This is a genomic window from Falsiroseomonas sp. HC035, from assembly GCF_050563525.1.
GTDB lineage: Bacteria > Pseudomonadota > Alphaproteobacteria > Acetobacterales > Acetobacteraceae > Falsiroseomonas.
Map to the genome: position 1 here is coordinate 1 of NZ_JBNXUN010000019.1, position 24,935 is coordinate 24,935.

Sequence of the window (24,935 nt, forward strand, 5' to 3'; positions counted from 1 at the left end):
ACAAGGTCGCGTCCGAGGCCAGAACCCTGACCACCGGCACCATCGCATCGCTGCGAGAGACCGCTGCCGTAGCAGCGGGGGCGAGTATCTAGCGGATCACTCCGCCGATTGCAAGCCCCGCTTTTCCGGCGGCCCGGCAGAACCGTGAGGCTCTGCGTTGGTGGCCGGCTTCTACGACCCAGCCCGGGACGAGTCAACACGACCTCCCGCAAAGCGTCACATATCAGCCATCGCCCGCAACCCCTTGACTTTGCTGCGTCCGTACCGTTGCGCATACAGGATTCACGTTGACATCCGCAGCCTGGCCCAAGAAGTTCCCGGCCATCACGAGCCTGGACATGACATCAGAATGACCTTGAAACTGCGCCTCGCCCTGTTCCTTTGCGCTGGCCTGGCCGCCCTTCCGGCTCCGGGCCATGCATCGGACCCGCCGGAGGAGGCGCAGCGGATCGTCACGGTGCAGTCCGGCGACACGCTTGGTGGCCTGCTGCAGGAAGCGGGCGCGGTCTCCGAAGACGCCCATGCCGCCATCGCCGCCTTGACCCCGCATTTCGACCCCCGTGACCTGTCCATCGGGCAGGAGGTCGGCGTCCGGCTGGATGAGGAGGAGGGCCTGCTCGGGCTCGAGATCGCGCCGCAGCCTGGCCAGACCATTACCCTGCGCCGGGACGGCGCGGCCTGGGTGGTCCAGGAAGCTACCGCGCCCCGCATGCGCCACCTCGCCCGCATCGAGGCGCGGATCGAGGGCGGCGTCTTCGGCACCCTCACGCGCGCCGGCCTGCCCGGACCTCTCACCCATGCCTTGATTCGCGCGCTGTCGCATGAAGTCGACTTCCAGCGCGACCTGCAGCCGGGCGATCGTATTGCCGTGGCGTTCGAGCGTCTGCGCGACCCGAATGGTGACCTGCTCGGCCACGGCCAGCTGCACCATGCCGCCCTGACCCTGGGCGGTGAGGTGCTGGAGGTCTGGCGCCATGCCGGGCCGGATGGCGAGGTGGCGTGGTACCGCGCGGATGGCACGCCGCTCGCAGGCGGATTCCTGCGCACCCCGCTCGATGGCGCGCGGCTGACCTCCGGCTTCGGCATGCGGCGCCACCCGGTGCTCGGCTACAGCCGGCGGCATGAGGGGCTGGATTTCGCCGCGCCGCGCGGCACGCCGATCTTTGCCGCCGCGGATGGCGTGATCGCATCCGCGAGCTACGAGCGCGGCTATGGCCGCACCGTGCGGATGCGCCACCCGAACGGGGTGGAGACGGTCTACGCCCACATGTCGCGCTTCACCCGCGGCCTGAAGGCCGGTGACCGGGTGCGGCAGGGCGCCGTCATCGGCGCCGTGGGGTCCACCGGCATGTCCACCGGCCCGCATCTGCACTACGAGATCCGCATCGCCGGCCGGGCCCAGAACCCGACCCAGGTCGCCCTGCCGAACGGCACGCCGCTGCGCGGCCAGGCCCTGGCCGAGTTCCAGCAGAACCGGGCAGAGCTGGGCCGGCAGCTTGCGACTTTGTCTGCCACCGTCACCGAAGTGGCGATGGCCCTCGACTGAAGGCCGCGTTCAGTCGCTGCCGGCGAGGCTCTCGGACAGGGGGGCCTCGACCGCCAGCCGGCTCGGCAGCAACTCGCCGCGGCGTTCCAGCAGCGGGTGCGCCACCATCGCGAAATGCGCGCCGATCCGGCGCAGGTCGCGCACCGCATCCAGCAGCAGCCCGGCCGCGGCACCTCCCTCGGCGGCGGACCGGTCCGCGGCCTCGGCCATGCGGGCCAGCGCCAGGCGCTCGGCATCGCGCAGCGCCTCCTTCTCCCGCACCAGGCGGCGGGCGGCCTCGGCATCCTCCCTCATGAACACCGCGACGGCGAGGCGAAGCTGCGCCTGCAGGCGCAGGTGCAGGCCGGTGATCTCGGCGGCGATGTCGGCCGGCAGCACCAGGCCGCGACGCAGCCGCTTGGTGGCGAGGCCACCCAGGTCACGCTCCAGCACGTCCCCCGCATGTTCGAGCGATACCGCGAAGGCGCGGATCTCCGCCAGCCGCCGCGCATCCTCCTCCCCCAGGTCGTCCTGCGCGATGCGGGCGAGGTAGAACTGCACCTGCCGGTGCAGCCGGTCCACCACGTCGTCAAGGCGTTTGGCGGCCTTCGGTCCCTCCCGGCTGCCTTCCTGGAAGGCGGCGGTGGACGCGACCAGCATGGCCTCCACGGTATCGGCGATGCGCAGCACCTCCCGCGCCGCATTGGCCAGCGCCACCGGCGGGGTCTCCAGCGCGCCGGTATCCAGGTAGCGCGCCGCGCCGGCATCCTCCGCCTGCGGGCGGTCTGGCATGAGGCGTTCCAGCAGCCGGGCCAGCGGGCCGAGCAGCGGCCAGGCCAGCAGTGCCGTGCCAAGGTTGAACGCCAGATGCGCCTGCGCCGCCGCCAGCCGGCCCATCGGCTCCAGCCAGGCAGCCGCCTGCGGCAGCAACGCCAGGACGATGCCGGCGCCCAGCAGCCGGTTCGCCAGATTGCCGAGCGCCACGCGCAGCCGTGCCCGATCCGGCCCGGCTTCCCCGGTCGCGGCCAGCAGCGGGTTCAGCGCGCTGCCGATATTGGCGCCGAGCACCATGGCGATGCAGGCCTCCGTCCCCACGGCACCGGAGGCTACCAGGGCTGCGATGAACAGCATGGCGGCAACCGAGGAATGCGCCGCCCAGGCCAGCAGCGCCGCCACCAGCAGGTTCGGCAGCGGCATGCCGGCGAAGGCGTCCAGCACGACATGCAGGGTGGGGGAGCTGCCGACCGGCGCCATCGTCGCGCCGAGCAGGTGCAGCGAGGTCAGCATCAGCCCGAGCCCGATCGCGACCCGCCCGAGATCCCGCACCCGGCCGCCGGCGCTGCGCCGGAAGGCGATGACGCCGGCCAGCACCAGCCCCGGCGCCAGCGCATTCGCCGGGAAGGACAGCACCAGCACGATCAGCGCGGTGCCGAGGTTGGCCCCCAGCATCGCCGCCAGCGCCGGCGCCAGCGCCACCCCGGCGCCGGCCGCGAAGCTGCCGAGCATCAGCGCCGTGGCGGTGGAGGATTGCAGCGCAGCCGTGATGCCGAGCCCGGCCACGACCGCGCGCCATCGATTGCCAAGCCCGATGCCGAGCACGTGGCGCAGCCGCATCCCGAAGCTGCGCTGCACGCCGGACTGCACCATGTGCAATCCCCAGAGCAGCAGGGCCGCGTGGCCCGCCAACTCCACCAGCAGCAGCGCCTGGGACACCGCCCACCTCTCTGTCATAAAACTGCAATAGTGCAGTCTAGACTTCCGCAGTCCGGATGAAAACCAGTGACGGGGGCGCAGGTTCGGCTCTCGCTGGATTGTGGCCTTGGCCCGGGCGCGTTTCGCGGTGGACAGCGCCGACGCCGGGCCTCATCTAGGTTCCATGAACTGGACCCTTATCCTCGGCGCCGTCGGCTGCCTGGTGGCCTGCTTCGCGGCGGCCTCCACGGGCGCGATCTTCAAGCCCGGCCCGTGGTACGCGGCGCTCCGCAAGCCGTCCTGGAACCCGCCGAACTGGCTGTTCCCGATCGCCTGGTCGGTGCTCTACCTGATGATCGCGACCGCCGGCTGGCTGGTCTGGCGGGAGGACGGGATCGGGCTGGCGCTGGTCGTCTGGGCCATCCAGCTGGTGTTCAACGCCGGCTGGTCCGCGGTGTTCTTCGGCCTGCGCCGGCTCGGCTGGGCGGTGGTGGAGGCGATCGGGCTCTGGCTGTCCATCCTGGCCTGCATCGTGCTGTTCGCGCCGATCTCCGCCTGGGCCGCCTGGCTGATGGTGCCCTACCTGGCCTGGGTCAGCTTCGCCGTGGTCCTGACCTACGCGGTTTGGCGTCGCAATCCCGGCCCGCATCCGGTGATGCGGCGGGAGGAGGCCGGCAGCCTGACGCAGCGGGCGCAGATGTAGCGCCTGTCGAAAATCCTTACACGCAACAAAGGCGGCCCGTCGAAAAGACGGCAAGTGTCTGTATTTTTTAGATGTTTCGACGTGGCATCAGTCTTGCTGTTGCCTTACGCAGTGATCAATTCCTGCGCAAGGGAACCCGTCGATGCGCCTGCCAAGCCGCCTGCTGACCACCCTTACCCTCTTCGGCGGCCTGACCGCCGCCCACGCAGGCGCCAGCGCCGCGCCGCTCGAGGCAGTCGATATCCTGCGCCAGTTCAACGTCATCACCAGCGGCGACTTCGCGACCAACTCGGATGTCGAGGGCCGCACGGTGATCGGCGGCAACCTGACCGGCGGCGCCACCTTCTACAACAATCCGGGCGCGGCCCAGGCCTCGGCGTTCCGGGCGCTGACCATCTATGGCAGCAGCACCACCGGCCAGCCGTTGAACATCAACAATGGCGGCGGCGTCACCATCGCCGGCTCGGCCGCGGGCATCCTGAACACCAATGGCGGCGGCGGGCGATCGGTCGGCGGCGGGCCGGATGCGGCGGCGCCGAATCCCCTGCCCGACTTCACCAGCAGCTTTGTCACGCCGCTGACCGACCTCTCCGCGCAGCTCGCGAAGCTTGCGGCCAACAGCGTCCTGCCCGGGACGGCGACGCCGGGCTTCCCGAACAACGTGCCGATCACGGCCAGCGCCGGCAGCGGCCTCGCGGTGTTCAACGTGACGGTGGCGGAGCTGTCCGCCTTCGCCTCCTTCAGCGTGAACCTGAACGGGCGGGATGCGGCAATATTCAACGTCAGCGGCGGCGCCTATACCGGCCAGGCGAACTTCCTGAACGCGACCTCCGTGGCGCGCGACGTCATCTGGAACTTCACCGGCGCCACCAGCCTGGATTTCCAGAGGCAATGGGGCGGCACCGTGCTGGCGCCGCTGGCCACCGTCCGCAACGCCACGCCGATCGAGGGCTCGCTGTTCGCCGCGCGCTACGACGGCCGCGGCGAGATGCACAGCCAGCCCTTCCGCGGCAGCCTGCCCGTCGCTGACCCGGTGCCGGAACCGGCCAGCCTCGCGCTGTTCGGCCTCGGCCTGGCGGCGATTGGTGTCGTGCGCCGTCGCGCACGCCGGGCCTGACTGCGCCGTCGCGCACGCCGGGCCTGACTGCGCCGTCGCGCACGCCGGGCCTGACTGCGTCGTCGCGCACGCCAGGTCTGACTAGGGCTCCACATCCGCATCCGGCCGGTCGGTCCCGGCCGAGTATTCGGTGTGCCATTGGCCCTTGTCGTCCTGGTACTCGATGGTCGTCGAGGATCCCGGCACATGCTGTTCCCGCGCCACCCGCCGCGCGGCCGCCATGGCCTTGGCGTGGCTCGGGAAGGCTTCGGAAAACACGTCGCCGAGCTTGTAGGCCCAGCCGCCGTCATGCGGGACCACGCGGTAGTGGATCTTGGTCATGGCAAGCCTCCTCCCTTCCGTCGCAACGGGTTTCCGCGGCCCGCGTTCCTTCGCGCAGCCTCCCTCAGGCCAGCACGGGGTCCACCGGGCTGGCCGGCACACCCGCCGCCTCGATCGCCTCGGCGGCGGTGAACAGCAGGTCCTCCCGGTACCGCCCGGCCAGAAGCTGAACGCCGACGGGCACGCGGCCGACCAGGCCCGTCGTCACCACCAGACCGGGCAGGCCCATCAGCGGCAGGCCGACCTGGGTCAACTGCGCCTCCATGATGCGGCGGAACGCCTCCGGGCTGCTGACATCATCTTGGTCCTTGAACGGCAGCTCGGCGGAGACGGGCGTGATGGCGACCGGATGGCGCTCGAAGAACCGCATCCACTCACGCACGAAGAAGCCGCGTTTCTGCAGCCCGTCCATGAAGGCGTTCAGGTCCGGCACCGGGCACAGCGCCTCCATCTGGGCGAAGACGAAGCTGGCGTCGGGATCGGCTTCCTGATGCAGACTGGCATTCAGGCCGCGGCGGCTTTCGGCCAGCCACAGCATCGCCTGGATGGCGGCCGGCTCGCGCAGCGGCGGGCATTCGGCTTCCTCAACCACCCAGCCGGCCGCCTCCAGCCGCTTCGCCGAGTCGCGCAGCGCGGCCTCGACCTCGGGCGTTGTGGGCATGCCTTCCGGGCGGATGCACAGCGCGGCGCGCTTCGGCGCCGGCGGGCCTTCCGGCGCGGCGTCCACCCACCAGGGGTCGCGGATGTCGCGCGCCGACATGGCGGCGAAGGCCAGGCGCAGATCGCCAATGGTGCGCGCGATGGGGCCCGAGACGGCCATCAACTGCCCGCCGACATGGCGTTCGGCGCCCGACGCGTTCCACGCCGGAATTCGCCCCAGCGTCGGCCGCAGCCCATGCACGCCGCACGCATACGCCGGGTAGCGGATGGACCCGCCGATATCCGTGCCATGCCCGACCGCGCCGATCCCCGCCGCCACCGCCGCCGCCGCCCCACCGGAGGACCCGCCCGGCGTGATGCCGGGGTCGCGCGGGTTCTTCGTATGGCCGTGCAGCCCGTTGCGGGTGAACCAGCGCAGCGAAAACGCCGGCGTGTTGGTGCGGCCGAGCAGCACCGCGCCCGCCTTGCGCAGGTTGGCGACCACCGGATTGTCCTGTGTCGCCACCAGGTCCTTCTGCAGCCGCAGGCCATTCGTGGTGGAGTAGCCCTGCTGGTCCGCGTTCACCTTGATGGTGACGGGCACGCCGGCCATCGGGCCCGCATCCTCGCCGCGCGCAATCGCCGCATCGATGCCGTCGGCCTGCGCCAGCACATCCTCCGGCCGATGGTCGACCACCGCATTGATCGCGGGGTTCGCCGCATCCAGCCGCGCCAGCGCATCGCGCGCCACCTCCGCCGCACTCACCTTGCGGCTGCGGACGAGGCCAGCGAGTTCGGTGGCGGGCATGCGCCAGAAATCGGTCATGAAGCGGGCTCCCCTTGCGTCGCTGGAAGGCTGCGGCGCAAGGGCGGCGGCGTCAACGCTGCCCGAACACCGGCTCCCGCTTCGCCAGGAAGGCGTCGCGCCCCTCGGCATGGTCGGCGCTGAGGAAGCACATGGTCTGCCAGTCGCGCTCCCGCTCCAGCGCCGCATCCAAGCCCTCGGCCAGCATGCGCTTGGTCAGGGCGATGGGCAGCGCGGCCTGCGCAGCGAGCCCCGCGGCCAGAAGCTGCGCCTCCGCCAGCGCACCTCCCTTCGGCACGACCCGGTCCACCAGCGCGATGCGCTCCGCCTCCACCGCCGCGATGGGTACCGGATACAGCAGGATCTGCCGCGCCCGCGCGACGCCGATGCGGGCCGGCAGGGTGAAGGGCAGGCCGAGATCGGCCATCAGCCCAACCTTGTTGAAGCCCGCCATGAAGCGCGCATCCTCCGCCGCCACGATGGTGTCGCAGGCACACGCCATGGACAGGCCGGCGCCGACGCACCAGCCCTCCACCGCCGCCACGATGGGCAGGCGGCCGCCGACCATCAGGCGGATGATGCGGTGCGTCCGCCGCATCCTCTCCCGCCCCTGCTCCGCATCGCTGACATCCATGCCGGAGATGTCGCCGCCCGAGCAGAAGGTGCCTCCTGCCCCGGTCAGCACCAGGGCACGGATGCCGGCATCGCCCTGCGCCGCCTCCAGCGCCGTGAACAGCGCATCCCGCAACGGTACCGCCAGCGCATTGCGTCGCGCCGGGTAATCCAGCGTCAGCGTCAGCACCGCACCGGCGCGATCCTCGCCCAGCCGCATGGCGCTCATGAATCGGTGTGCAGCACGGCGCCGGTCTGCGCCTGGAGATCGCCGAGTGACAGCCCCTCCGCCAGGATCTCCCGCAGCACGAAGCCCCGCCCCGCCACCACATCCACCACCGCCAGGTTGGTGTAGATGCGCTGCACCGCCGCCGGCGCCGTCAGCGGATAGCCGCACCGCTCCACCAGCTTCGGCCGGCCATCCTTCGTGGTGTGGTCCATCACCACCCACAGACGCTTGGCACCCGCCGCGAGGTCCATGGCGCCACCGACCGCCGGCGCCGTGTCGTTCTCGCTGGTCGCCCAATTGGCGATGTCGCCATTCTCCGCAACTTCGAACGCGCCGAGCACGCACAGATCGATGTGCCCGCCACGGATCATTCCGAAACTGTCCGCGTGATGGAAGAAGCTGCCGCCCGGCCGCAATGTCACCTGCTGCTTGCCGGCATTCACCAGCCAGGCATTCCCCTTGCCCGGCTCCGGGGCCGGACCCATGCCCAGGATGCCGTTCTCGGAATGCAGGATCACCTCCCGCTCCACCGGCACATGATCCGCCACCATCGTCGGAATCCCAATCCCGAGATTGACGAACCACCCCTCCGGAATGTCCCGCGCCACCCGCGCCGCCATCCCCTGCCGCGTCACACCCGCCATCGCACCGCCTCCTGCCGCCCCGGAGCTTATCGCCGGAGCGACGGTGGGGCCAGATAACCCTGGGAACGTCGCCAACCAATGCGCGCCTGCGTCGTTGGCTTAACGCGCGCCCCCTCCCATCCGGCATCTGGCCAGGATGCCTCGGGGGCGGCGCCGATCAGGCCCGAACGGCCCAGGAGTTCCCATGCTGCTTCCGAACAATGCCTATGTCGCCGTCGCCGATGGCGAAAAGCTCCAGCTCTACCGCAACGATGGCGACGCGGGCGCGCCGAGCCTTGCCGCGATGCAGGTGCCGGAGGTCGACAGCGACAACAAGGGCGCGGGCGGCCGCCATGCCAGCAGCTTCGCCAACCCCGATGACAGCCAGCAGAACGAGGACGGGTTCGCCGCTGGCACCGCCGCCATGCTGAACCAGCAGGTTCTAGCCGGCCACATCGAGAAGCTCGTCATCATCGCCGCACCGCGGACGCTGGGCGAATTGCGCAAGCATTATCACAAGACGTTGTCGGCGGCGCTGCTTGGCGAGATCGCCAAGGACCTGACCGGGCATTCGCTGAAGGACGTCGAGGCGACCCTCGCCGCCCACTGAGCGCCTTGTGTCCTGGGTCCCTCAGACCCAGGGCGCCCCGCGGCTGACCTGCACCACGCGCTGCACGAAGATGCCCGGAGTATGGACATGGTCGGGGGCGATGTCGCCGAGGTCCAGGATGTGGTGCGTCTGGGCGATGGTGGTGGTGGCGGCCATGGCCATCACCGGGTTGAAGTTCCGGCCGGATTTCCGGTAGGTCAGGTTGCCCCAGCGGTCGGCCTGCCAGGCCTCGATCAGCGCCACATCGCCCGGCAGGGCCAGTTCCATGATGTGCGGCCGGCCGTTGAACTCGCGGGTTTCCTTGCCCTGGGCGAGCTTGGTGCCGGCGCCGGTCGGCGTGAAGAAGGCCGGGATGCCGGCGCCCGCGGCGCGCATGCGTTCGGCCAGCGTGCCTTGCGGCACGATCTCCAGCTCCAGCTTTCCGGCGCGGTACAGCTCCTCAAACACCGTGGAACCGGCGGAGCGGGGGAAGGAGCAGATGATCTTGCGGACGCGCCCTTCCATCATCAGCCGCGCCAGGCCGACCTTGCCGGCGCCGGCATTGTTGGCGACCACGGTCAGGTCGCGCGCGCCCTGTTCCAGCAGCCCCTCGATGAGCTCATCCGGCTGGCCGACGGCGCCGAAGCCGCCCATCAGCACGGTGGCGCCGTCCTTCACCCCGTCCAGGGAGTCGGCGATCGACTGGACGATCTTGTTGATCATGCACCGGCCTCGATTGGGTGGGGTTCAGGTAGCGGCAAGGGTTTTGCGCGTAAAGCTGCCGTGGCTAATCACGGTGACGTCGCGCTCCACCACGCGGGCGCGGAAGGCGGCGCCGGTTTCGTTGGGCCAGATCTCGGTGCGGATGGTCTCGCCCGGGAAGACCGGGGCGGAGAAGCGGCATTCCATGCGGCCGAATTTTCCCGAGTCGCCATCGCAAACGCGGCCCAGCAGCGCGCGGCCGACGACGCCGAAGGTGCCGAGGCCGTGCAGGATGGGCCGCGGGAAGCCGGCCCGGGCGGCCAGGGCCGGGTCGCTGTGCAGCGGGTTGTGGTCGCCGTTCAGGCGGTACAGCAGCGCCATTTCGGGCCGCGTCGGCAGGTCGAGCGTGATCGTCGGGGGGCTGTCCGGTTCCGCGGGAAGCCGACGGATCGGCCCGTCCGGACCGCCGAAGCCGCCATCGCCGCGCAGGAAGGTGGTGCCGCCGACCGTCGCCAGCAGTCGGCCGGAGCCGGCGTCCAGGATGTCGCGCTCGGTGTACAGCAGCGCGCCCTTGCCGGCGCCGCGATCCACCAGGCCGGTGACGCGGGACCGGCCGATGATCTCGCCCTCGGTCGGGAGTGGCGCGTGCAGTTCCACGAACTGCTCGCCCGCCACCAGCTTCACGGCGTCCACGCCGGTGGCGGGGTCGGCGAGCCAGAAGCCGGGATAGCCCAGCACCACCGGCATCGTCGGCAGCGCCAGCATCCCGGTGCCTTCCGTGACGTAGCGCAGGCCCGCCGCATCCATCGGGTCCTGCCCGACGCCGAGTGACAGCGCATACAGCGCGGTGTCCTGCCAGCGCAGGTTCTGGCGGATTTCCGGGATCGGGAAGTTGAGGAGCGTTTCGTAGTGGACCGGCATGGTCAGGCCACCTCGATCACGGCATCGGCGGCGAAGGCGCCCTGTCCTGCCGGCAGCACCAGCAGCGGGTTGATCTCGGCGGACGCCAGGCGCGGTCCCGCCGCGGCGGCGAAGCGGGACAGCGCCACCAGCGCCTGCGCCAGCGCCGCCACATCGGCCTTCGGCTTTCCGCGCGCCCCATCCAGCAAGGGGAAGCCACGCAGGGATCGGATCATGGCCTCGGCCTGCCCGGCATCCACCGGGCAGCGGCGGAAGGCGACGTCCTTGAAGATTTCGATGAAGACACCCCCAAGGCCGACCATCGCCATCGGCCCGAAGACAGGGTCGCGCACCACGCCGAGCGCGATCTCGACGCCGCCCGTCACCTGCTTCGCGACCAGCACGCCATCGATCCGTGCATCCGGCGCATGCGCGCGGGCGCGCTGCATCAGCGTGGCGAAGCCTTCCCGCACCGCATCGGCGTGGCCCAGGCCGAGCAGCACGCCGCCCATTTCCGATTTGTGCAGGATGTCCGGCGACAGGATCTTCGCGACCACCGGGTAGCCGATGGCCTCGGCGGCGGCCACCGCGTCCTCGACACTGGCGCAGGCGGCTTCCGGCACCATCGGGGTGCCGGCTGCGTCCAGGATGCGCTTGGCATCGGCCTCGTTCGGCGAGGTGTCGGGCAGCGGAATGGGCTGCAATGCCGCAGCGGCCTCCGCATGCCGGGCAAAACTTTCGCCGAATCGCCCCATGGCGGCGAGCGCGATCACGGCACGCGACGGATCCTCCATGCACAGGAACCCATCCGCCTCCCACTCCCGGACACGGTCGAGCGGCGCCAGGATGGAGAGGACGAAAATGCGGTCGGGATGCGCGTCCAGTACCGCCTTCAGCTCCGTCCGCAGCCGCGGCGCGATGGAGGGGCTGGCCCCCCATTGCGTGAAGAAGGCGATGACGCTGGCATAGCCGCCATCGACCATCATGCTTTCAGCGAAGGTGCCGATCACGCTCATGTCGTTGGTGGCCTGCGCCGTGCAGTCCAGCGGGTTGAGCGGCGAGGAGAACGGCACGATCTGCTTCAGCCGGGCCTGCGCCGCCTCCGGCATCGGCGGCATCGGCAGGCCGACGGCCTCGGCTGCGTCCGAGATCAGCACGCCGGCCCCGCCGGAGACCGTGACGACGCCCAGCGTGTTGTGGGCCGGAAAGATGCCGCGCTGCGCGACGTAGCAGACGTCCAGCAGTTCTTCCGTGGTGCGCGCGCGGTGTACGCCGAATTCGGCCAGCACCGCGTCCATCACGCGGTCGTCACCGGCGATGGAGGCGGTGTGGGACTGCGCCGCCGCCATGCCGAGCGCGCTGCGCCCCACCTTCATCATCACGACGGGTTTTCCCGCCACCCGCGCCGCCTCCAGCGCGGCGACGAAGCGGGGGCCGTTCTGGATGCCCTCCGCATAGGCGGCGATCACCTGCACTTCGTCGCTGCCGGCCATCCAGCCGATGATATCGGCCAGGCCGATATCGGCCTCGTTGCCCGTTGTCACCAGCACCGGCGTCGCGATGCCACGTTCGCGGGCGGCGGCGAACAGATGGCTGCCATAGGCGCCGGACTGGCTGGCGATGCCGACGCCGCCCATCCCGGGCAGCGCGGTGCGGGGCCAGCCATTCTCGAAGCTTGCCGAGAAGATCGGATAGTAGCCGAGCGTCGCGTTGAACATGCCGAGGCAGTTCGGGCCGAGCAGCCGCAGGCCATGCGGCCGCGCCGCCTCCAGCAGCCGGGCCTGCATCGCCGCCCCCGCCTCCCCGGTCTCGGCGAAGCCGGCGGTGAAGACGATGGCCGCGCCGCAGCCGCGCGCGCCGAGATCCGCCACCGCCTGGATCGCCGCCTCCCCGGGGATCGCCACGATCGCGGCATCGGGGGCCTGCGGCAGGTCCGCCACGCGGGCGAAGGCGGGCACGCCCTGCACGGTCGGCCGATTCGGGTTCACCGGCAGCAGCGCGCCGCGAAAACCCTGGGACAGCATGTAGGCCAGCGGACGGCCGCCGATGCGGACCGGGTCGTCGGACGCGCCGATGATGGCGACCGAGGACGGCCGCAGCAGCCGATCGAGTTCCCGGAATTGCAGCGCAGCCTCCCCTGGCAGATGGCTGGCAAATTGCGGGAGGCGGGGGGTGCCGGCAAGACCCCGCGGGATCGTGAAGCCCGGACCGTCCACCGCGGAAAGCCGCCGCGTGTTGCCTCGGGCGTGACCAAGCGGCGGAGGAACGTGGGTTGATCCTGCCACCCGCCGCCTCATCTGCCGCACCCAAGCTGGAGACAATGTACATGCGGAAGATCGTCCTGGCGGCCCTGGTCGCCTCCATGCCCGGCCTGGCCCTGGCACAGCAGTACGACAGCGGCTGGCAGCGCATCGCGCCCGCCGACCTGGTGAACCTGGAGCTGACCGGCGGCGGCGTGCGGCTGAACAACTTCATCGTGGCGCCAGCGAATGCACCGCGGGAGGGTGAGGCGCTGGTGAACTACAGCTTCTCCGCCAGCGCCGTGAAGCAGGTGGAGGGGCGCCGCAACGTGCGGGTGGAGCTGGTGGGCATCACCGCGGACCGCACGCCGACCGTGACCTCCGCCCTGGTCTTTAACATCAGCAGCCCGCAGGCCAACCGTCCCGCGACCGACCAGCACCGCTTCGTCGCGCTGCAGAACGACATCGAGGCGACGGAGGCTTATTTCATCCGCGTCATGGTGCCCTGACGGTTCCGGCCGCCCCTGCCCCACCCTATGTTGCGGCGTGACGGGATGAGGGGGTTCTGGTGCGGCGCAAGCGTTCCATCGCGACGGTCTGCCTCTCCGGCACCCTGCCCGACAAGCTGGAGGCCGCCGCCGCCGCCGGCTTCGATGCCGTCGAGATCTTCGAGAACGACCTGCTGACCTTCGAGGGCTCCGCCCGGGAGGCCGGGCGCATGGCTTCCGACCTCGGCCTCGACATCGCGATCTTCCAGCCTTTCCGCGATTTCGAGGCGATGCCGGAGCCGCAGCGCGGACGCAACCTGGACCGCGCGGAACGCAAGTTCGACACCATGCAGGCCCTCGGCACCGACCTGGTGCTGGTGTGCAGCAACGCGCAGCCGGCGACACTGCCGGATTCCGCGCGCGCCGCCGCCGACCTGCACGAGATGGCGGAACGTGCGGCGCGGCGCGGGCTGCGCGTGGGCTACGAGGCCCTGGCGTGGGGCCGCCAGGTGAACCGGTGGCGCCAGGCCTGGGACATCGTGCGGCACGCCGACCACCCGGCGCTCGGCCTGATCCTCGACAGTTTTCACACCCTGTGCCTCGGCGACGACCTGGCCGGACTCGCCGCCTCGGTGCCGGCGGAGAAGCTGTTCTTCCTGCAATTGGCGGACGCCCCGCTGCTGTCGATGGACCCGCTGTCCTGGAGCCGGCACCACCGGCTGTTCCCGGGCCAGGGCGAATTGGCCGTGCCGGATTTCCTGCGGCAGGTGCTGGCCGCCGGCTATGCCGGGCCGCTGTCGCTCGAGATCTTCAACGACGAGTTCCGCACCGCACCCTCCCGCCGCATCGCCCGCGACGCGCTGCGCAGCCTGGTGTGGCTGGAGGACCAGGTCGCGGCGGCACCGCTGCCCGCGCTTCCGGTGTTGTCCGGCATCGAGTTCGTCGAGTTCGCGCTGGACCCGGCGGCGCGGGCGGATCTGGGCGCGATGCTCGGCACGCTGGGCTTCCACCGCGCCGGGCTGCACCGGTCCAAGGATGTCGAGCTGTGGCGCAACGGCGGCGCGAATCTGGTGCTGAACGCGGAGCCGGACAGCGCAGCCTCCGAACGCTTCGAACTGTTCGGCCCCTGCGTCTGTGCCATCGCGTTGCGCGTCGACGACCCTGTGCGGCTGGTGGCGCGGGCGGAGGCGCTGGCCTGCCCCGTATGGCGCGAGCGCGTCGGCGACGGCGAGCGCCACATCCCCGCCGTCCGCGCGCCGGACGGCATGCCGGTGTACCTCGTGGAAGACCCCGCGACCGGCGCGCGGCCGATCTGGGAGGACGACTTCGCCCTCGACGCCGAAGCCGCCAACGGTACGCTGCTCGGCATCGATCATGTGGCGCAGGCGCTGGCGCCCGGCATGATCGACAGCTTCGTGCTGTTCTTCCGCGCGCTGTTCGGCCTGCAGGCGGACGCGCCCTGGGAATTGCCCGACCCCTACGGCCTGGTCCGCAGCCGCGCCTACACCGGAGGCGGGGGCAGCGTGCGGCTGCCACTGAACGTCTCGGAAAGCGGCCGCACCGGCACCGGCCGCTTCGTCTCCGCCTTCGCCGGCGCCGGCGTGCACCACATCGCCTTCGCCGCCGCGGATGCCGATGCCGCGGTGGACGCCGCCGCCGCGCTGGCCGCGCCGCTGCTGGATATCCCCACCAACTACTACGAAGATCTCGGCGCCCGCTTCGGGCTGGAGGAAGCGGCGCTGGAGGCAATGGCGAAGCGCCACCTGCTGTACGACCAGGATGCCGCCGGCGGCACCTTCCGCCACGCCTACACCCGCGCCTTTCGCGACCGCTTCTTCTTCGAGATCACCGAACGCGCGGCGGGCTATGCCGGCTTCGGCGCCGCCAACGCCGCCGTCCGCATGGCCGCCCAGGGCCGCAGCGCGGTGGCGCCCTGAGACTCAGGCGGCGCCGAGCAAGTCCTGCATGGACCGCACCGCCGTCGCATAGCCTTGCGCGCCCAACCCCGCGATCACCGCGGTTGCGACCGGGGAGATCAGCGAGCGGTGGTAGATCGCCTCCCGCCGGTGGATGTTGGAGATGTGCAGCTCAATGATCGGGCCCGCGAACATCTTCAGCGCGTCCAGCACCGGGATCGAGGAGAAGGTCAGGCCCGCCGGGTTGATGACGATGCCGTCGGCGGACTCGTCGATCGCCTCGTGGATCCACTCCACGAGCTGGCCCTCGTAGTTGGTCTGGCGGAACACGAGGGCATCGGCGCCCGCCGCCTCGCGGCACATCGCCTCGACCTGCGCCAGCGTGGTGTGGCCGTAGATTGCGGGCTCCCGCTTGCCGAGCCGGTTCAGGTTCGGGCCGTTCAGGACATGCAGGGTACGAGGCATCGGGTCCGCCTGTGTCAGCCCTGGTAGCCGAATTGCCGCGGCAGCCAGAGCACGAGGTCAGGGATGAAGGTGATCGCGGCCAGCGCCAGCACCATCGCCAGGATGAAGGGCATCATGTCCCGCACCACGGCGGACAGCGGCGCATCGGCCAGCTTCGCCACGATGAACAGCAGCAGGCCGTAGGGCGGCGTGATCAGCCCGATCATGATGTTCACCACCACCACCACGCCGAGATGCACCATGTCCACGCCAAGCGCCTGCGCCGTCGGGATCAGTACCGGCACCACCACCAGCAGGATGGTGCTGCCCTCCAGCAGGCAGCCCAGCACCAGCAGGATGACGTTGACCGCGAGCAGGAATTCCCAGCGCGACAGTTCATAGCCGGCCAGCAGGTTGCGCACCGTGGTCGGAATGTTCTCGCTGGTCACCACGTAGTTGAAGGCCAGCGCGCCGGCGATCAGCATGCCGATGGCCGCGGTGGACCGCGCGCTATCCAGCACCGTGCTGTACAGCTGCGGCGCGGAGATGCTGCGATACAGCAGCGTCGCCACCAGAAAGGCATAGGCGGCGGCGACGGCGGCGGCCTCCGTCGGTGTCATCACGCCGCCATAGATGCCGCCCAGCAGGATCACAGGCATCAGCAGGGACGGCAGCGCGTCCCAGGTCAGCCGCGGCAATTCCCGCAGGGGGACGCGTTCCGCCACGGGGAAGTCGTGCCGATGCGCCATCCAGGTGTTGATGCCCATCTGCGCCACGCCCATCAGCAACCCCGGCACCACGCCGCCGAGGAACAGGTAGCCGATGGAGCTGTCGGAGATCAGCGCGTAGAGCACCATCGGGATGGAGGGCGGGATGATCGGGCCGATGACCGCCGTGGCCGCGGTAATGGCCGCCGCATAGCTGGCGGGATAGGCGCCGCCACGCTTCATCATGTCGATGATCATGCGGCCGCTGCCAGCGGCATCGGCGATAGCTGAGCCCGACATGCCGGCGAATATCACGCTCTGCACCACGTTCACATGGCCCAAACCGCCACGGAATCGGCCGACCAGCATGTTGCAGAAGCGCAGCAGCCGGTCCGTCATGCTGCCGGCGTTCATCAGCCCGGCGGAGAAGATGAACAGCGGCACCGCCAGCAGGATGTAGCTGCCGTTCAGCCCGTTCAGCACCTGCTCCGCCGCGATCGACATGTCCTGGCCCGACAGCGCCAGGTAGATGATGGACCCGGTGATCATGCCGAGGCCGATCGGCAGGCCGAGCAGCGACAGGCCGATGATCGCCACCAGCGCCAGGGAAAACGGGCTGTCGGGAATCACGCGGCGCGCGCCGGGCCAGGGGTGGGGCCACGGGGTGTGTTGGTGATGGCGCACCAGGCGATCCATGCGTGGCGGATGATCATCGCCACCGCGAAGACGACATAGACGGAAAACAGCACGTCGAAGCGCAGGCCGAGATAGGTGGACCGCTCGACCTTCATGAAGGCGACGTAGTCCAGCACAGCCGGCAGGGACATGCCGAAGACTCCGACGACGGTCAGGCCGGTGATCGCATCGAAGACCCGGCGCAGGCCGGGCAGCACGCTGCCATGGATCAGGTCGAAGCGGATCTCCTCATCGTCCCGCAGCACCAGCGCGGCGCCCCACAGCACGCCCCACAGCCAGGCGAGCGTCGAGACCTCCGTCGTCCAGCCGACCGGCGCGTTCAGCACGTAGCGCATGGCGATCTGGATGATGAAGGCGCCGAACATCGCCAACAGCAGCGCGGCCAGGACATTCTCCGCCCGCCGCCCTGCCCAGCCCAGGATGCGGCGTGCCGCGTGCCGCACCCGACGGGCCCGGTTCAGCTGACGGCGTTGATGCGGTCGAGCACGCCGGCCGGCCAGGCCTGCGACAGCGGCGAGGCGAGGTAGCGGCGCTGCGCCTCCGCCCGGAAGGCGGCGACATCGGGGGCATAGACCTCAAGGCCCTGGGTGCGGAAGAAGTTCACCATTTCCTCCTCCTGCATTAGGTGGCGGCGCGTGCTGGCCTCGATCGCCTTGTCGGCGGCGGCCTGGATGGCGGCCTGCTGCGCCGGCGTCAGCCCGTCCCACAACCGCGCCGAGATCGACAGCAGGTCGTAGGCGACCAGGTGGCTGGTCAGCACGAACTGCGTCGTGACCTCGTGGAAGCGCATGGTGCGGCTGGTCGGCAGCGGGTTGTCCTGGCCATCCACCGCGCCGGTCTGCAACGCCGTGTACAACTCGGCGAAGGCCACCGGAGTCGGGTTGGCGCCGAGCGCCTCCCCGAGGAACTGCCAGGCCTCGCCCGGCGGCATCCGCAGCTTCATCCCGGCGAGGTCCGCCGGCGTGCTGATGCGCTTGCGCGGCTTCAGGTTGACGTGGCGCGTGCCGAAATACAGCGGGCCGAGGACATGGACGTTCAGCTGGTCCCGCGCCATCCGGTTGAACTCGCGCCCGACATCGCCGGCGAAGGTCTTCCGCATGTGCTCCGCATCGCGGAACAGGTAGGCGGAGGTCATCACCGACCAGGCCGGGATCTGGCGGGAGATGTCCTGCGGCGCGAGGTTCGCCATCTCCAGGTTGTTGCGCTGGATCGCCACCAGCTCAGTCCCCTGGCGGAACAACGTGGCGTTCAGGTGCAACTCGACATCGAACTGGCCGGCCAGGTCGGTGACGAAGCCGCGCATCGCCTCGCCGCGGATGTCCTGGTCGGAGAAGACGGCGGCGAAGCGGATGCGCCGCCGGGCCTGCGCCACGGCCGGCGCAGCAAGGCCGGCTGCCAGGGCCGCGGCCCCCATCACGGCGCCCATTGCGGAACGACGCCCCATCATCGCGCCCATGCGCGTCCTCCCACCGATTGCTTGGCCGCGGATGCCGCGGCGGACCCACGCTATTGAGGCACCGGTACGGAATCAAGCGTCCAGACGCATTATCTAGGAGATTTTCTGGAATCGCGGATATTGTGGCGGTACGGGCCAGCGTGATCTGCTGCGCGGGACCAGCGACCGGGACAGGATGACGAGCCGGGTGGAGGAAGGCTTCAGCGACGCCGCCTATCGGCGCATCCGCGGCGACCTGATCCTCGGGCGCTTGGCACCCGGCGCGAAGCTGGGGCTGGAGGGGCTGCGCCCGGTCTACGGCGCCGGCGTCGCGACGTTGCGCGAAGCCCTCAATCGCCTGGCGAGCGAGGGGCTGGTCCTCGCAGAGGGCCAGCGTGGCTTCGCCGTGGCGCCAGTCTCGGCGGAGGATTTTAGCGAGGTGGCGGCGCTGCGCCTGCTGCTGGAATGCCACGCCATCCAGGCCAGCTTCGCCGCCGGCGACCTGGATTGGGAAGGCGAGGTGGTCGGCGCGCACCACAAGCTGGCCGTGATCGAACACCGGTTGCTGGCTGGCCAGGCGGCCGACGCGGCACTTTGGAAGCGCTACGACCGGGACTTCCATCATGCGCTGATCGCGGCCTGCGGCTCGGCGACCCTGCTGGAGGCCTATGCCGCGGCCTATGACCGCTACCTGCGCTACCAGATGGTAGCGGTGGTATTCCGCGGCGCCGTGGCGGCGGACCAGCACGCGGCCCTGCTCGACTGCGCGTTGCGCCGGGACCCCGCGGCCGCCTGCGCCACCCTGGCGGCGCATGTCGATGGCTGCGTCGCGCATGTGGCCGCGACCGGTGCCCTCGCCGGCTTCACGCCAGCGCTCCGCCGCCACCCGGCCCCACCCAGCGCCGAATCGGCGAGCGAGCGTGCCTACCGCCTGATCCGCGGCGACCTGCTGCGCGGCATCCTCGCACCCGGCCAGAAACTGCGGCTGGAGGCGCTGCGCGAGCGCTATGGCGCCGGCATCAGCACGTTGCGGGAGGTGCTGAGCCGCCTGACGGTGGAGCGGTTCATCGTGGCCGAGGGCCAGCGCGGCTTCGAGGTCGCGCCCCTATCGGCCGCGAATCTGCACGAGGTGGCGAGCCTGCGCCTGCTGCTCGAGGGCCATGCGCTGGGCCATGCCTTCCACGCCGGCGACCTGGAGTGGGAGGCGCGGGTGGTGGCCGCGCATCACCGCCTGGCGCAGATGCAGGACCGGCTGCGTGCGGGAGACGCGGCGGCACTGGACCAGTGGCGGCGCCTCGATGCGCAGTTCCACCAGGCCCTGATTTCCGCCTGCGGATCGCACACCCTGATGGCAACCCATGCCGCGGTGTTCGACCGCTATCTGCGCTACCAGAACATCGCCCTGGGTTTCCGGGGCGATATCGCGGTGCGGGAACACCAGGCCCTGCTGGATTGCGCCTTGCGCCGGGATGCGGCGGGGGCGCGGCGGGTGCTGGCCGCGCATATCGGCGGCGGCGTCGACCAGGCGCTAGCCAGCGGCGCGATCGAGGGGGCCAGACCCCTCGGGCAGAGGGCGCGCCGGGCGTGAAATCCGCGCCCGGCCGCGCGTCGCGCCGTTACTGTCGCGCCGTTACTTCAGATGCTGGGCCAGGTGCTTGTTCATCTCGAACATGGTCACCTTGTCCTTGCCGAACACCTTGCGCAGCTTGTCATCGGCAATGATCTCGCGCCCGTCATCGGGGTTCTGCAGCTTGTTTTCCTTGATGTAGACCCAGACCTTGCTGACCACCTCGCCGCGCGCGAGTTTGCCTTCACCGACCACGGCCGCCAGTTCCGCCGAGGGCTGCAGCGGCTGCTGCAGCGCGTTGGGCTTGGCGCCCTTGGCGGGCTTGTCGATCTTGGCTGCCTTTTCCTTGGCCGGGGCCGCATCCTTCGGCGCCTTGGTTTCCGACGTCTTCGGGGGGGCCTTGCTGGGCATGCATATGTTCCTGGCTGCTGGCGCCCGGCCGCCCTTCAAGGGCCAGCGGACGAAGTTTGGATCGAAACGGCGGCGTTGTCTGGCGGTTCCCGAGGATCAGGTTTTTCCACCGGGGCGTGCAGGGTGACATGAATAGGGCGCCGCGTCAGTGTGGATCAAGACCAATCCGTTTCGCGGGTACGTACCGCGGATCGGGCCAGGTCGGCGCCGCTTGTCACTGAACGGAGGCGCGTGCTTACGTTCCGGCCTGCCTGGAGCCGGCCTGTTTGGAGTCAGACGCTGCCATGACCGGTCCGCACCCGCCCCGGGTCCTCGTGGTCGGCGCCGGCATCGTCGGCCTCGCGCTCGCCTGGCGCCTGCTGCGCGGCGGCGCCTCCGTCACCGTCGTGGATGCCGAACCGCCTGGCGAGGGCGGCGCCAGCTTCGGCAATGCGGGCGCGATCAGCGCCAGTTCCGTCGCGCCGCTGGCCATGCCCGGCCTGCTGCGCCAGGTGCCGCGCATGCTGCTGGACCGCGCCGCGCCCTTGCATGTGCCGCCCGCCTACTGGTGGCGCGCCGCGCCCTGGCTGGCCCGCTTCGTCGCCGCGGCGCGTCCGGCCGCCGTGTCCCGCGCCACGGCGGCACTGGACCAGCTGCTGCACCTGGCGACGGAACAGCACCACGCGCTGGCGCAGGAGATTGGCGCGCCGGAGCTGCTTCGGGCGCATGGCCAACTCTACATATACCGCGATGCCGCGCAGCTGGCGAAGGACACCCCGGCCTGGGAGATCCGGCGCCGCCACGGCGCCCGGCTCGAAAAGCTGGACCGCACCGGCATCACCGCGCTGGAACCCGCGATCGGCGAGGCCTACCAGCTCGGCATGTTCCTGCCGGACCACACCCATTGCGCCTCACCGCTCCGCTACGCGCGCCGGTTGGCCGAGGCGTTCGGGCAGGCCGGCGGCACCATCCTGCGCGATCGTATCACCGCGCTGGCGACCAGCGATGGCCGCATCTCCGGCGCCCAGGGGGAGGCCGCGCTGCACCAGGCGGAGGTGGTGGTGCTCGCCGCCGGTGCCTGGTCGGCCCGACTGGCCGCCCCGCTCGGCTACCGCATCCCGCTGGAAACGCAGCGCGGCTACCATGTGGACCTGCCCGATGCCGGCGTCACGCTGACCCGGCCGGTGATCCCGGCGGACCGCAAGGTGTTCATCACGCCGATGGAGGGCGCGCTACGTGTCGCCGGCACGGTGGAGTTCGGTGGGCTCGGCCGCCCCCGGGATGCCGCACGGGCGGAACTGCTGTATGGCGACCTCGCGGCGGTGTTCCCGGACGCCAAGGTCACGAGGGCCTCGGATTTCTGGATGGGCCACCGGCCCTGCCTGCCGGATTCGGTGCCGGTGATCGGACCGGCGCAGCGCGTGCCCGGCCTGTGGTTCGCGTTCGGCCACGGCCACCTCGGGCTCACCGGCTCGGCCCCGACGGCGGAGCTGCTGGCGCCCGCGATCCTGGGCCGCCCCGCCAACCAGGACCTCGCCCCCTACGCGGCAGAGCGCTTCGCCGGCGCCTGACGCGCCAGCCGAACCGTTGACTCACCGGCCGACGCGCGGCTATACGCTGCGCCCTCCGGCCACCCAGGTGCTCAGGCGCTTCGGAAGGCCGGCGGCCAGTCATGGCCGAACCACCTCCAACAGTCCGGGCGGACTCGCCCATGGCACCGGACCTCGAAAGCCCGAGCGCGAACATGACCTATGCAGTGATCCGCACCGGCGGCAAACAGTACCGCGTCACGCCCGACGCCGTGCTGACCGTCGAGAAGCTCGAGGCCGAACCCGGCTCCACCATCACCTTCCACGATGTCCTGGCCCTTGGCGACGAGTCCGGCCTGACGCTCGGTGCGCCGACCGTTCCGGGCGCCACCGTCACCGCGGTGGTGGAACGCCAGACGCGCGATGCCAAGGTGATCATCTTCAAGAAGCGCCGCCGGAAGAACAGCCGCCGCAAGAACGGCCATCGCCAGATGCAGACCGTGCTCCGCATCTCCGGCATCGTTGCAGCGTAAGGATTTCGGAAAATGGCACATAAGAAGGCAGGCGGTTCCTCCCGCAACGGCCGCGACTCCGCGGGCAAGCGCCTCGGCGTGAAGCGCTCGGACGGCCAGTTCGTCCAGGCCGGCAACATCCTGGTCACCCAGCGCGGCACCAAGATGATGGCCGGCAGCAACGTGCTGGTGGGCCGGACCCACTCCCTGCACGCCCTCGTCACCGGCCATGTGAAGTTCGAGCGCAAGGCCGAAGGCCGCGTGCAGGTCTCCATCACGCCGATGGCCATCGCCGCCGAATAAGGAAGCGGTCGTCTGGCAGGCGTTGGGACGGGGGCCGCACGGCCCCCGTTCGCGTTTCCAGGCTCCGGACCCCCAGATCCTAGACATGGCGCCATGAAATTCCTCGACGAAGCCAAGGTACATGTGAAGGCAGGTGACGGCGGCGACGGCGTCATTGCCTTCCGGCGCGAGAAGTACATCGAATTTGGCGGCCCTGACGGTGGCAATGGCGGCAAGGGCGGCGACGTGATCATCGAGGCCGTGGACGGCCTGAACACGCTGATCGACTACCGCTACGCCCAGCACTTCCGGTCCCGCAAGGGCGGCAACGGCGCGGGCTCAGACCGCACCGGCGCCGGGTCCGACGACGTCATCATGAAGGTGCCGGTCGGCACGCAGATCCTGGACGAGGACAAGGAAGCCCTGCTGGCGGACCTGACCGAAGTCGGCCAGCGCGTCGTTATCGCCCGCGGCGGCGACGGCGGGCACGGCAACGCCACCTTCAAGACCTCCACCAACCGCGCGCCCCGCCGCGCCGACAAGGGCTGGCCGGGCGAAGAACGCTCGATCTGGCTGCGCCTGAAGCTGATCGCGGACAGCGGTCTGCTCGGCCTGCCGAATGCCGGCAAATCCACCTTCCTCGCCGCCGTCTCCGCGGCGCGGCCGAAGGTCGCGGACTACCCCTTCACCACGCTGCACCCGCAGCTTGGCGTGGTGCGGCTGAACCCGGATGGCACGCCGTCCCGCGACGGCTCGCTGGAATTCGTCCTGGCCGACATCCCCGGCCTGATCGAGGGCGCGCATGAAGGCGCCGGCCTCGGCACCCGCTTCCTCGGCCATGTCGAACGCTGCGCCGTGCTGCTGCACCTGGTCGATGGCACCGCCGCCGACCCTGCCGCGGCCTACCGCACGATCCGGGAAGAACTGGCCGGCTACGGCGGCGGACTTGCCGACAAGCCAGAGGTGGTGGCGCTGAACAAATCGGACGCGATGACGCCGCAGGCCACGGCCTCGCGCCTCAAGGCGCTGTCCAAGGCGGCGGGCAAGCCCGCCCTGCTGGTCTCGGGCGCCACCGGGGCCGGGGTGCCGCAGGTGCTGCGGGCGCTGTACGAGCAGATCCTGGCCGACCGCCAGCGCTGAGAGGGCGGCCCATGCTCCCCTCCCTCGCCACCGCGCGGCGCATCGTCGTCAAGATCGGCTCCGCCCTCGTCGTAGACCCTGGCAGCGCCACGCCGCGGGAGGCCTGGCTGGCCGGCGTGGCGCAGGATGTGGCAGCGCTGCGTACGCGGGGGGCGGAGGTCATCCTGGTGTCCTCCGGCGCCATCGCGCTGGCCCGCCACGCGCTCGGCCTCACCCGGAAAAAGACGCTGCGGCTGGAGGAGAAGCAGGCCGCCGCCGCCGTCGGGCAGATCCGGCTGGCCGGCGCCTGGGCGCAGGCGCTGTCCGCCGTGCAGCTCAACGCCGCGCAGCTGCTGCTGACGCTGGAGGACAGCGAGGATCGCCGGCGCTACCTGAACGCCCGCGCGACGCTCGGCACGCTGCTGACGCTCGGCTGCATTCCCGTCATCAACGAGAACGACACCGTCGCCACCGCCGAGATCCGCTTCGGCGACAATGACCGCCTGGCCGCCCGCGTGGCGGAGATGGTGGAAGCGGATGCGCTGGTGCTGCTGTCCGATATCGATGGCCTGTACACCGCCGACCCGCGACGCGACCCGCAGGCCGCGCATATCCCCGTGGTGCCGCACATCACGGAGGAGATCATGGCGATGGGCGGCGAGCCGCCGCCCGGCTATTCCTCCGGCGGCATGCGCACCAAGCTGATCGCGGCGCGCATCGCGACCGGCGCCGGCTGCGCCATGGCGATCGCGCTCGGCCAGCGCGACCGGCCGCTGGATGCGATGATGCAGGGCGCGCGTTGCACCTGGTTCCTGCCGGAGAATGAGGGCCGTTCCGCGCGCAAGCGCTGGATCGCCGGCAGCCTGGCGCCGCTCGGCGCGCTGGTGGTGGATGCCGGCGCGGCACGCGCGTTGGCGCGCGGATCCTCGCTGCTGCCGGCTGGGGTGCGTTCCGTGGAAGGGACGTTCCAGCGCGGTGATCCGGTGGCGGTGCGCGACGAGGCCGGCCTGCTTCTGGCGCGCGGGCTATCCGCCTATGACGCCGACGCCGCCCGGCTGATCGCCGGCCACCGCAGCGAGGAACTCGAGCAGATCCTCGGCTGGCGGGGGCGGGACGAGATCATCCACCGGGATGATCTCGTCGTGCTGTAGGC

The 24,935-nt window shown here is 70.6% G+C and carries 25 protein-coding genes; 12 read left to right on the forward strand and 13 right to left on the reverse strand.

Annotation, left to right across the window (positions count from 1 at the left end):
- Positions 1-349 precede the first annotated feature (349 nt).
- Complete coding sequence (locus ACLF3G_RS25080) at positions 350-1,546, forward strand: M23 family metallopeptidase (RefSeq protein WP_430672132.1); 1,197 nt, start codon at positions 350-352, stop codon at positions 1,544-1,546.
- Positions 1,547-1,555: 9 nt separating this feature from the next.
- Here ACLF3G_RS25080 and ACLF3G_RS25085 read toward each other — a convergent pair whose 3' ends face one another.
- Positions 1,556-3,256: a Na/Pi cotransporter family protein gene (locus tag ACLF3G_RS25085; protein WP_430672133.1), complete on the reverse strand. Its 1,701-nt coding sequence runs from the start codon at positions 3,254-3,256 to the stop codon at positions 1,556-1,558.
- A 145-nt stretch (positions 3,257-3,401) separates the two neighbouring features.
- Here ACLF3G_RS25085 and ACLF3G_RS25090 point away from each other — a divergent pair, with 145 nt between their 5' ends.
- Positions 3,402-3,920 carry a TspO/MBR family protein gene (locus ACLF3G_RS25090; RefSeq protein WP_430672134.1) on the forward strand — a complete coding sequence of 173 codons (519 nt, stop codon included), beginning with the start codon at positions 3,402-3,404 and terminating at the stop codon, positions 3,918-3,920.
- Positions 3,921-4,062: 142 nt separating this feature from the next.
- Positions 4,063-5,037 (forward strand): collagen-binding domain-containing protein, encoded by a 975-nt coding sequence (locus tag ACLF3G_RS25095; RefSeq protein ID WP_430672135.1) that lies wholly within the window; start codon positions 4,063-4,065, stop codon positions 5,035-5,037.
- 81 nt (positions 5,038-5,118) lie between these two features.
- Here ACLF3G_RS25095 and ACLF3G_RS25100 read toward each other — a convergent pair whose 3' ends face one another.
- The 4 genes from ACLF3G_RS25100 to ACLF3G_RS25115 form a co-directional block, all read right to left on the reverse strand.
- Positions 5,119-5,358, reverse strand: coding sequence for a DUF2188 domain-containing protein (locus tag ACLF3G_RS25100; RefSeq protein WP_430672136.1), 240 nt, complete (start codon positions 5,356-5,358; stop codon positions 5,119-5,121).
- Between the two features lie 64 nt (positions 5,359-5,422).
- The gene (locus ACLF3G_RS25105; RefSeq protein WP_430672137.1) at positions 5,423-6,823 is read right to left on the reverse strand and encodes an amidase family protein; all 1,401 of its coding nucleotides are present in this window, start codon (positions 6,821-6,823) and stop codon (positions 5,423-5,425) included.
- 52 nt (positions 6,824-6,875) lie between these two features.
- Positions 6,876-7,643: an enoyl-CoA hydratase/isomerase family protein gene (locus ACLF3G_RS25110; protein WP_430672138.1), complete on the reverse strand. Its 768-nt coding sequence runs from the start codon at positions 7,641-7,643 to the stop codon at positions 6,876-6,878.
- Entirely contained in the window at positions 7,640-8,287 is a 648-nt protein-coding gene (locus ACLF3G_RS25115; protein ID WP_430672139.1) for a 3-oxoacid CoA-transferase subunit B, read from the reverse strand. The genes ACLF3G_RS25110 and ACLF3G_RS25115 overlap by 4 nt, the downstream gene beginning before the upstream one ends.
- A 184-nt stretch (positions 8,288-8,471) precedes the next feature.
- On the opposite strand from ACLF3G_RS25115, the gene ACLF3G_RS25120 reads away from it, so the two are divergent.
- Complete coding sequence (locus ACLF3G_RS25120) at positions 8,472-8,876, forward strand: host attachment family protein (protein WP_430672140.1); 405 nt, start codon at positions 8,472-8,474, stop codon at positions 8,874-8,876.
- A gap of 21 nt (positions 8,877-8,897) precedes the next feature.
- Here ACLF3G_RS25120 and ACLF3G_RS25125 read toward each other — a convergent pair whose 3' ends face one another.
- Genes ACLF3G_RS25125 through ACLF3G_RS25135 form a run of 3 tightly spaced genes read right to left on the reverse strand, consistent with a single transcriptional unit; the run spans position 8,898 to position 12,673 of the window.
- Positions 8,898-9,578: a 3-oxoacid CoA-transferase subunit A gene (locus ACLF3G_RS25125; RefSeq protein WP_430672141.1), complete on the reverse strand. Its 681-nt coding sequence runs from the start codon at positions 9,576-9,578 to the stop codon at positions 8,898-8,900.
- A gap of 24 nt (positions 9,579-9,602) precedes the next feature.
- The gene (locus ACLF3G_RS25130) at positions 9,603-10,478 is read right to left on the reverse strand and encodes a MaoC/PaaZ C-terminal domain-containing protein (protein WP_430672142.1); all 876 of its coding nucleotides are present in this window, start codon (positions 10,476-10,478) and stop codon (positions 9,603-9,605) included.
- A gap of 2 nt (positions 10,479-10,480) precedes the next feature.
- Positions 10,481-12,673 carry an acetate--CoA ligase family protein gene (locus tag ACLF3G_RS25135; protein ID WP_430672143.1) on the reverse strand — a complete coding sequence of 731 codons (2,193 nt, stop codon included), beginning with the start codon at positions 12,671-12,673 and terminating at the stop codon, positions 10,481-10,483.
- A 110-nt stretch (positions 12,674-12,783) separates the two neighbouring features.
- On the opposite strand from ACLF3G_RS25135, the gene ACLF3G_RS25140 reads away from it, so the two are divergent.
- Both ACLF3G_RS25140 and ACLF3G_RS25145 read left to right on the forward strand, forming a co-directional pair.
- On the forward strand, positions 12,784-13,206 hold the full coding sequence (locus ACLF3G_RS25140) for a hypothetical protein (RefSeq protein ID WP_430672144.1): 423 nt from the start codon (positions 12,784-12,786) through the stop codon (positions 13,204-13,206).
- A gap of 59 nt (positions 13,207-13,265) precedes the next feature.
- Positions 13,266-15,122, forward strand: a complete 1,857-nt coding sequence (locus ACLF3G_RS25145; RefSeq protein WP_430672145.1) for a bifunctional sugar phosphate isomerase/epimerase/4-hydroxyphenylpyruvate dioxygenase family protein — start codon at positions 13,266-13,268, stop codon at positions 15,120-15,122.
- A gap of 3 nt (positions 15,123-15,125) precedes the next feature.
- Here the strand turns inward: ACLF3G_RS25145 and ACLF3G_RS25150 are convergent, their stop codons facing one another.
- The 4 genes from ACLF3G_RS25150 to dctP are packed head-to-tail and all read right to left on the reverse strand — an operon-like array spanning position 15,126 to position 18,395.
- Positions 15,126-15,566 carry a type II 3-dehydroquinate dehydratase gene (locus tag ACLF3G_RS25150; RefSeq protein WP_430672146.1) on the reverse strand — a complete coding sequence of 147 codons (441 nt, stop codon included), beginning with the start codon at positions 15,564-15,566 and terminating at the stop codon, positions 15,126-15,128.
- 14 nt (positions 15,567-15,580) lie between these two features.
- Entirely contained in the window at positions 15,581-16,882 is a 1,302-nt protein-coding gene (locus tag ACLF3G_RS25155) for a TRAP transporter large permease (RefSeq protein ID WP_430672147.1), read from the reverse strand.
- The gene (locus tag ACLF3G_RS25160; RefSeq protein WP_430672148.1) at positions 16,879-17,391 is read right to left on the reverse strand and encodes a TRAP transporter small permease; all 513 of its coding nucleotides are present in this window, start codon (positions 17,389-17,391) and stop codon (positions 16,879-16,881) included. The genes ACLF3G_RS25155 and ACLF3G_RS25160 overlap by 4 nt, the downstream gene beginning before the upstream one ends.
- 14 nt (positions 17,392-17,405) lie before the next feature.
- Positions 17,406-18,395: a TRAP transporter substrate-binding protein DctP gene (gene dctP, locus ACLF3G_RS25165; RefSeq protein WP_430672149.1), complete on the reverse strand. Its 990-nt coding sequence runs from the start codon at positions 18,393-18,395 to the stop codon at positions 17,406-17,408.
- A gap of 184 nt (positions 18,396-18,579) precedes the next feature.
- Here dctP and ACLF3G_RS25170 point away from each other — a divergent pair, with 184 nt between their 5' ends.
- Positions 18,580-19,971, forward strand: a complete 1,392-nt coding sequence (locus ACLF3G_RS25170; protein WP_430672150.1) for a GntR family transcriptional regulator — start codon at positions 18,580-18,582, stop codon at positions 19,969-19,971.
- A 42-nt stretch (positions 19,972-20,013) separates the two neighbouring features.
- Here ACLF3G_RS25170 and ACLF3G_RS25175 read toward each other — a convergent pair whose 3' ends face one another.
- The gene (locus tag ACLF3G_RS25175) at positions 20,014-20,361 is read right to left on the reverse strand and encodes an SWIB/MDM2 domain-containing protein (protein ID WP_430672151.1); all 348 of its coding nucleotides are present in this window, start codon (positions 20,359-20,361) and stop codon (positions 20,014-20,016) included.
- A gap of 284 nt (positions 20,362-20,645) precedes the next feature.
- On the opposite strand from ACLF3G_RS25175, the gene ACLF3G_RS25180 reads away from it, so the two are divergent.
- From ACLF3G_RS25180 to proB, 5 genes are all read left to right on the forward strand, one after another.
- Positions 20,646-21,911, forward strand: coding sequence for an NAD(P)/FAD-dependent oxidoreductase (locus ACLF3G_RS25180; protein ID WP_430672152.1), 1,266 nt, complete (start codon positions 20,646-20,648; stop codon positions 21,909-21,911).
- Positions 21,912-22,084: 173 nt separating this feature from the next.
- Positions 22,085-22,402 carry a 50S ribosomal protein L21 gene (rplU, locus tag ACLF3G_RS25185; RefSeq protein ID WP_430672209.1) on the forward strand — a complete coding sequence of 106 codons (318 nt, stop codon included), beginning with the start codon at positions 22,085-22,087 and terminating at the stop codon, positions 22,400-22,402.
- A 12-nt stretch (positions 22,403-22,414) separates the two neighbouring features.
- A complete protein-coding gene (gene rpmA, locus ACLF3G_RS25190; RefSeq protein ID WP_430672153.1) occupies positions 22,415-22,684 on the forward strand; it encodes a 50S ribosomal protein L27 in 270 nt (89 codons plus the stop codon).
- 93 nt (positions 22,685-22,777) lie between these two features.
- Positions 22,778-23,803: a GTPase ObgE gene (obgE, locus tag ACLF3G_RS25195; RefSeq protein WP_430672154.1), complete on the forward strand. Its 1,026-nt coding sequence runs from the start codon at positions 22,778-22,780 to the stop codon at positions 23,801-23,803.
- Positions 23,804-23,814: 11 nt separating this feature from the next.
- Complete coding sequence (proB, locus tag ACLF3G_RS25200; RefSeq protein ID WP_430672155.1) at positions 23,815-24,933, forward strand: glutamate 5-kinase; 1,119 nt, start codon at positions 23,815-23,817, stop codon at positions 24,931-24,933.
- Positions 24,934-24,935: the final 2 nt, after the last annotated feature.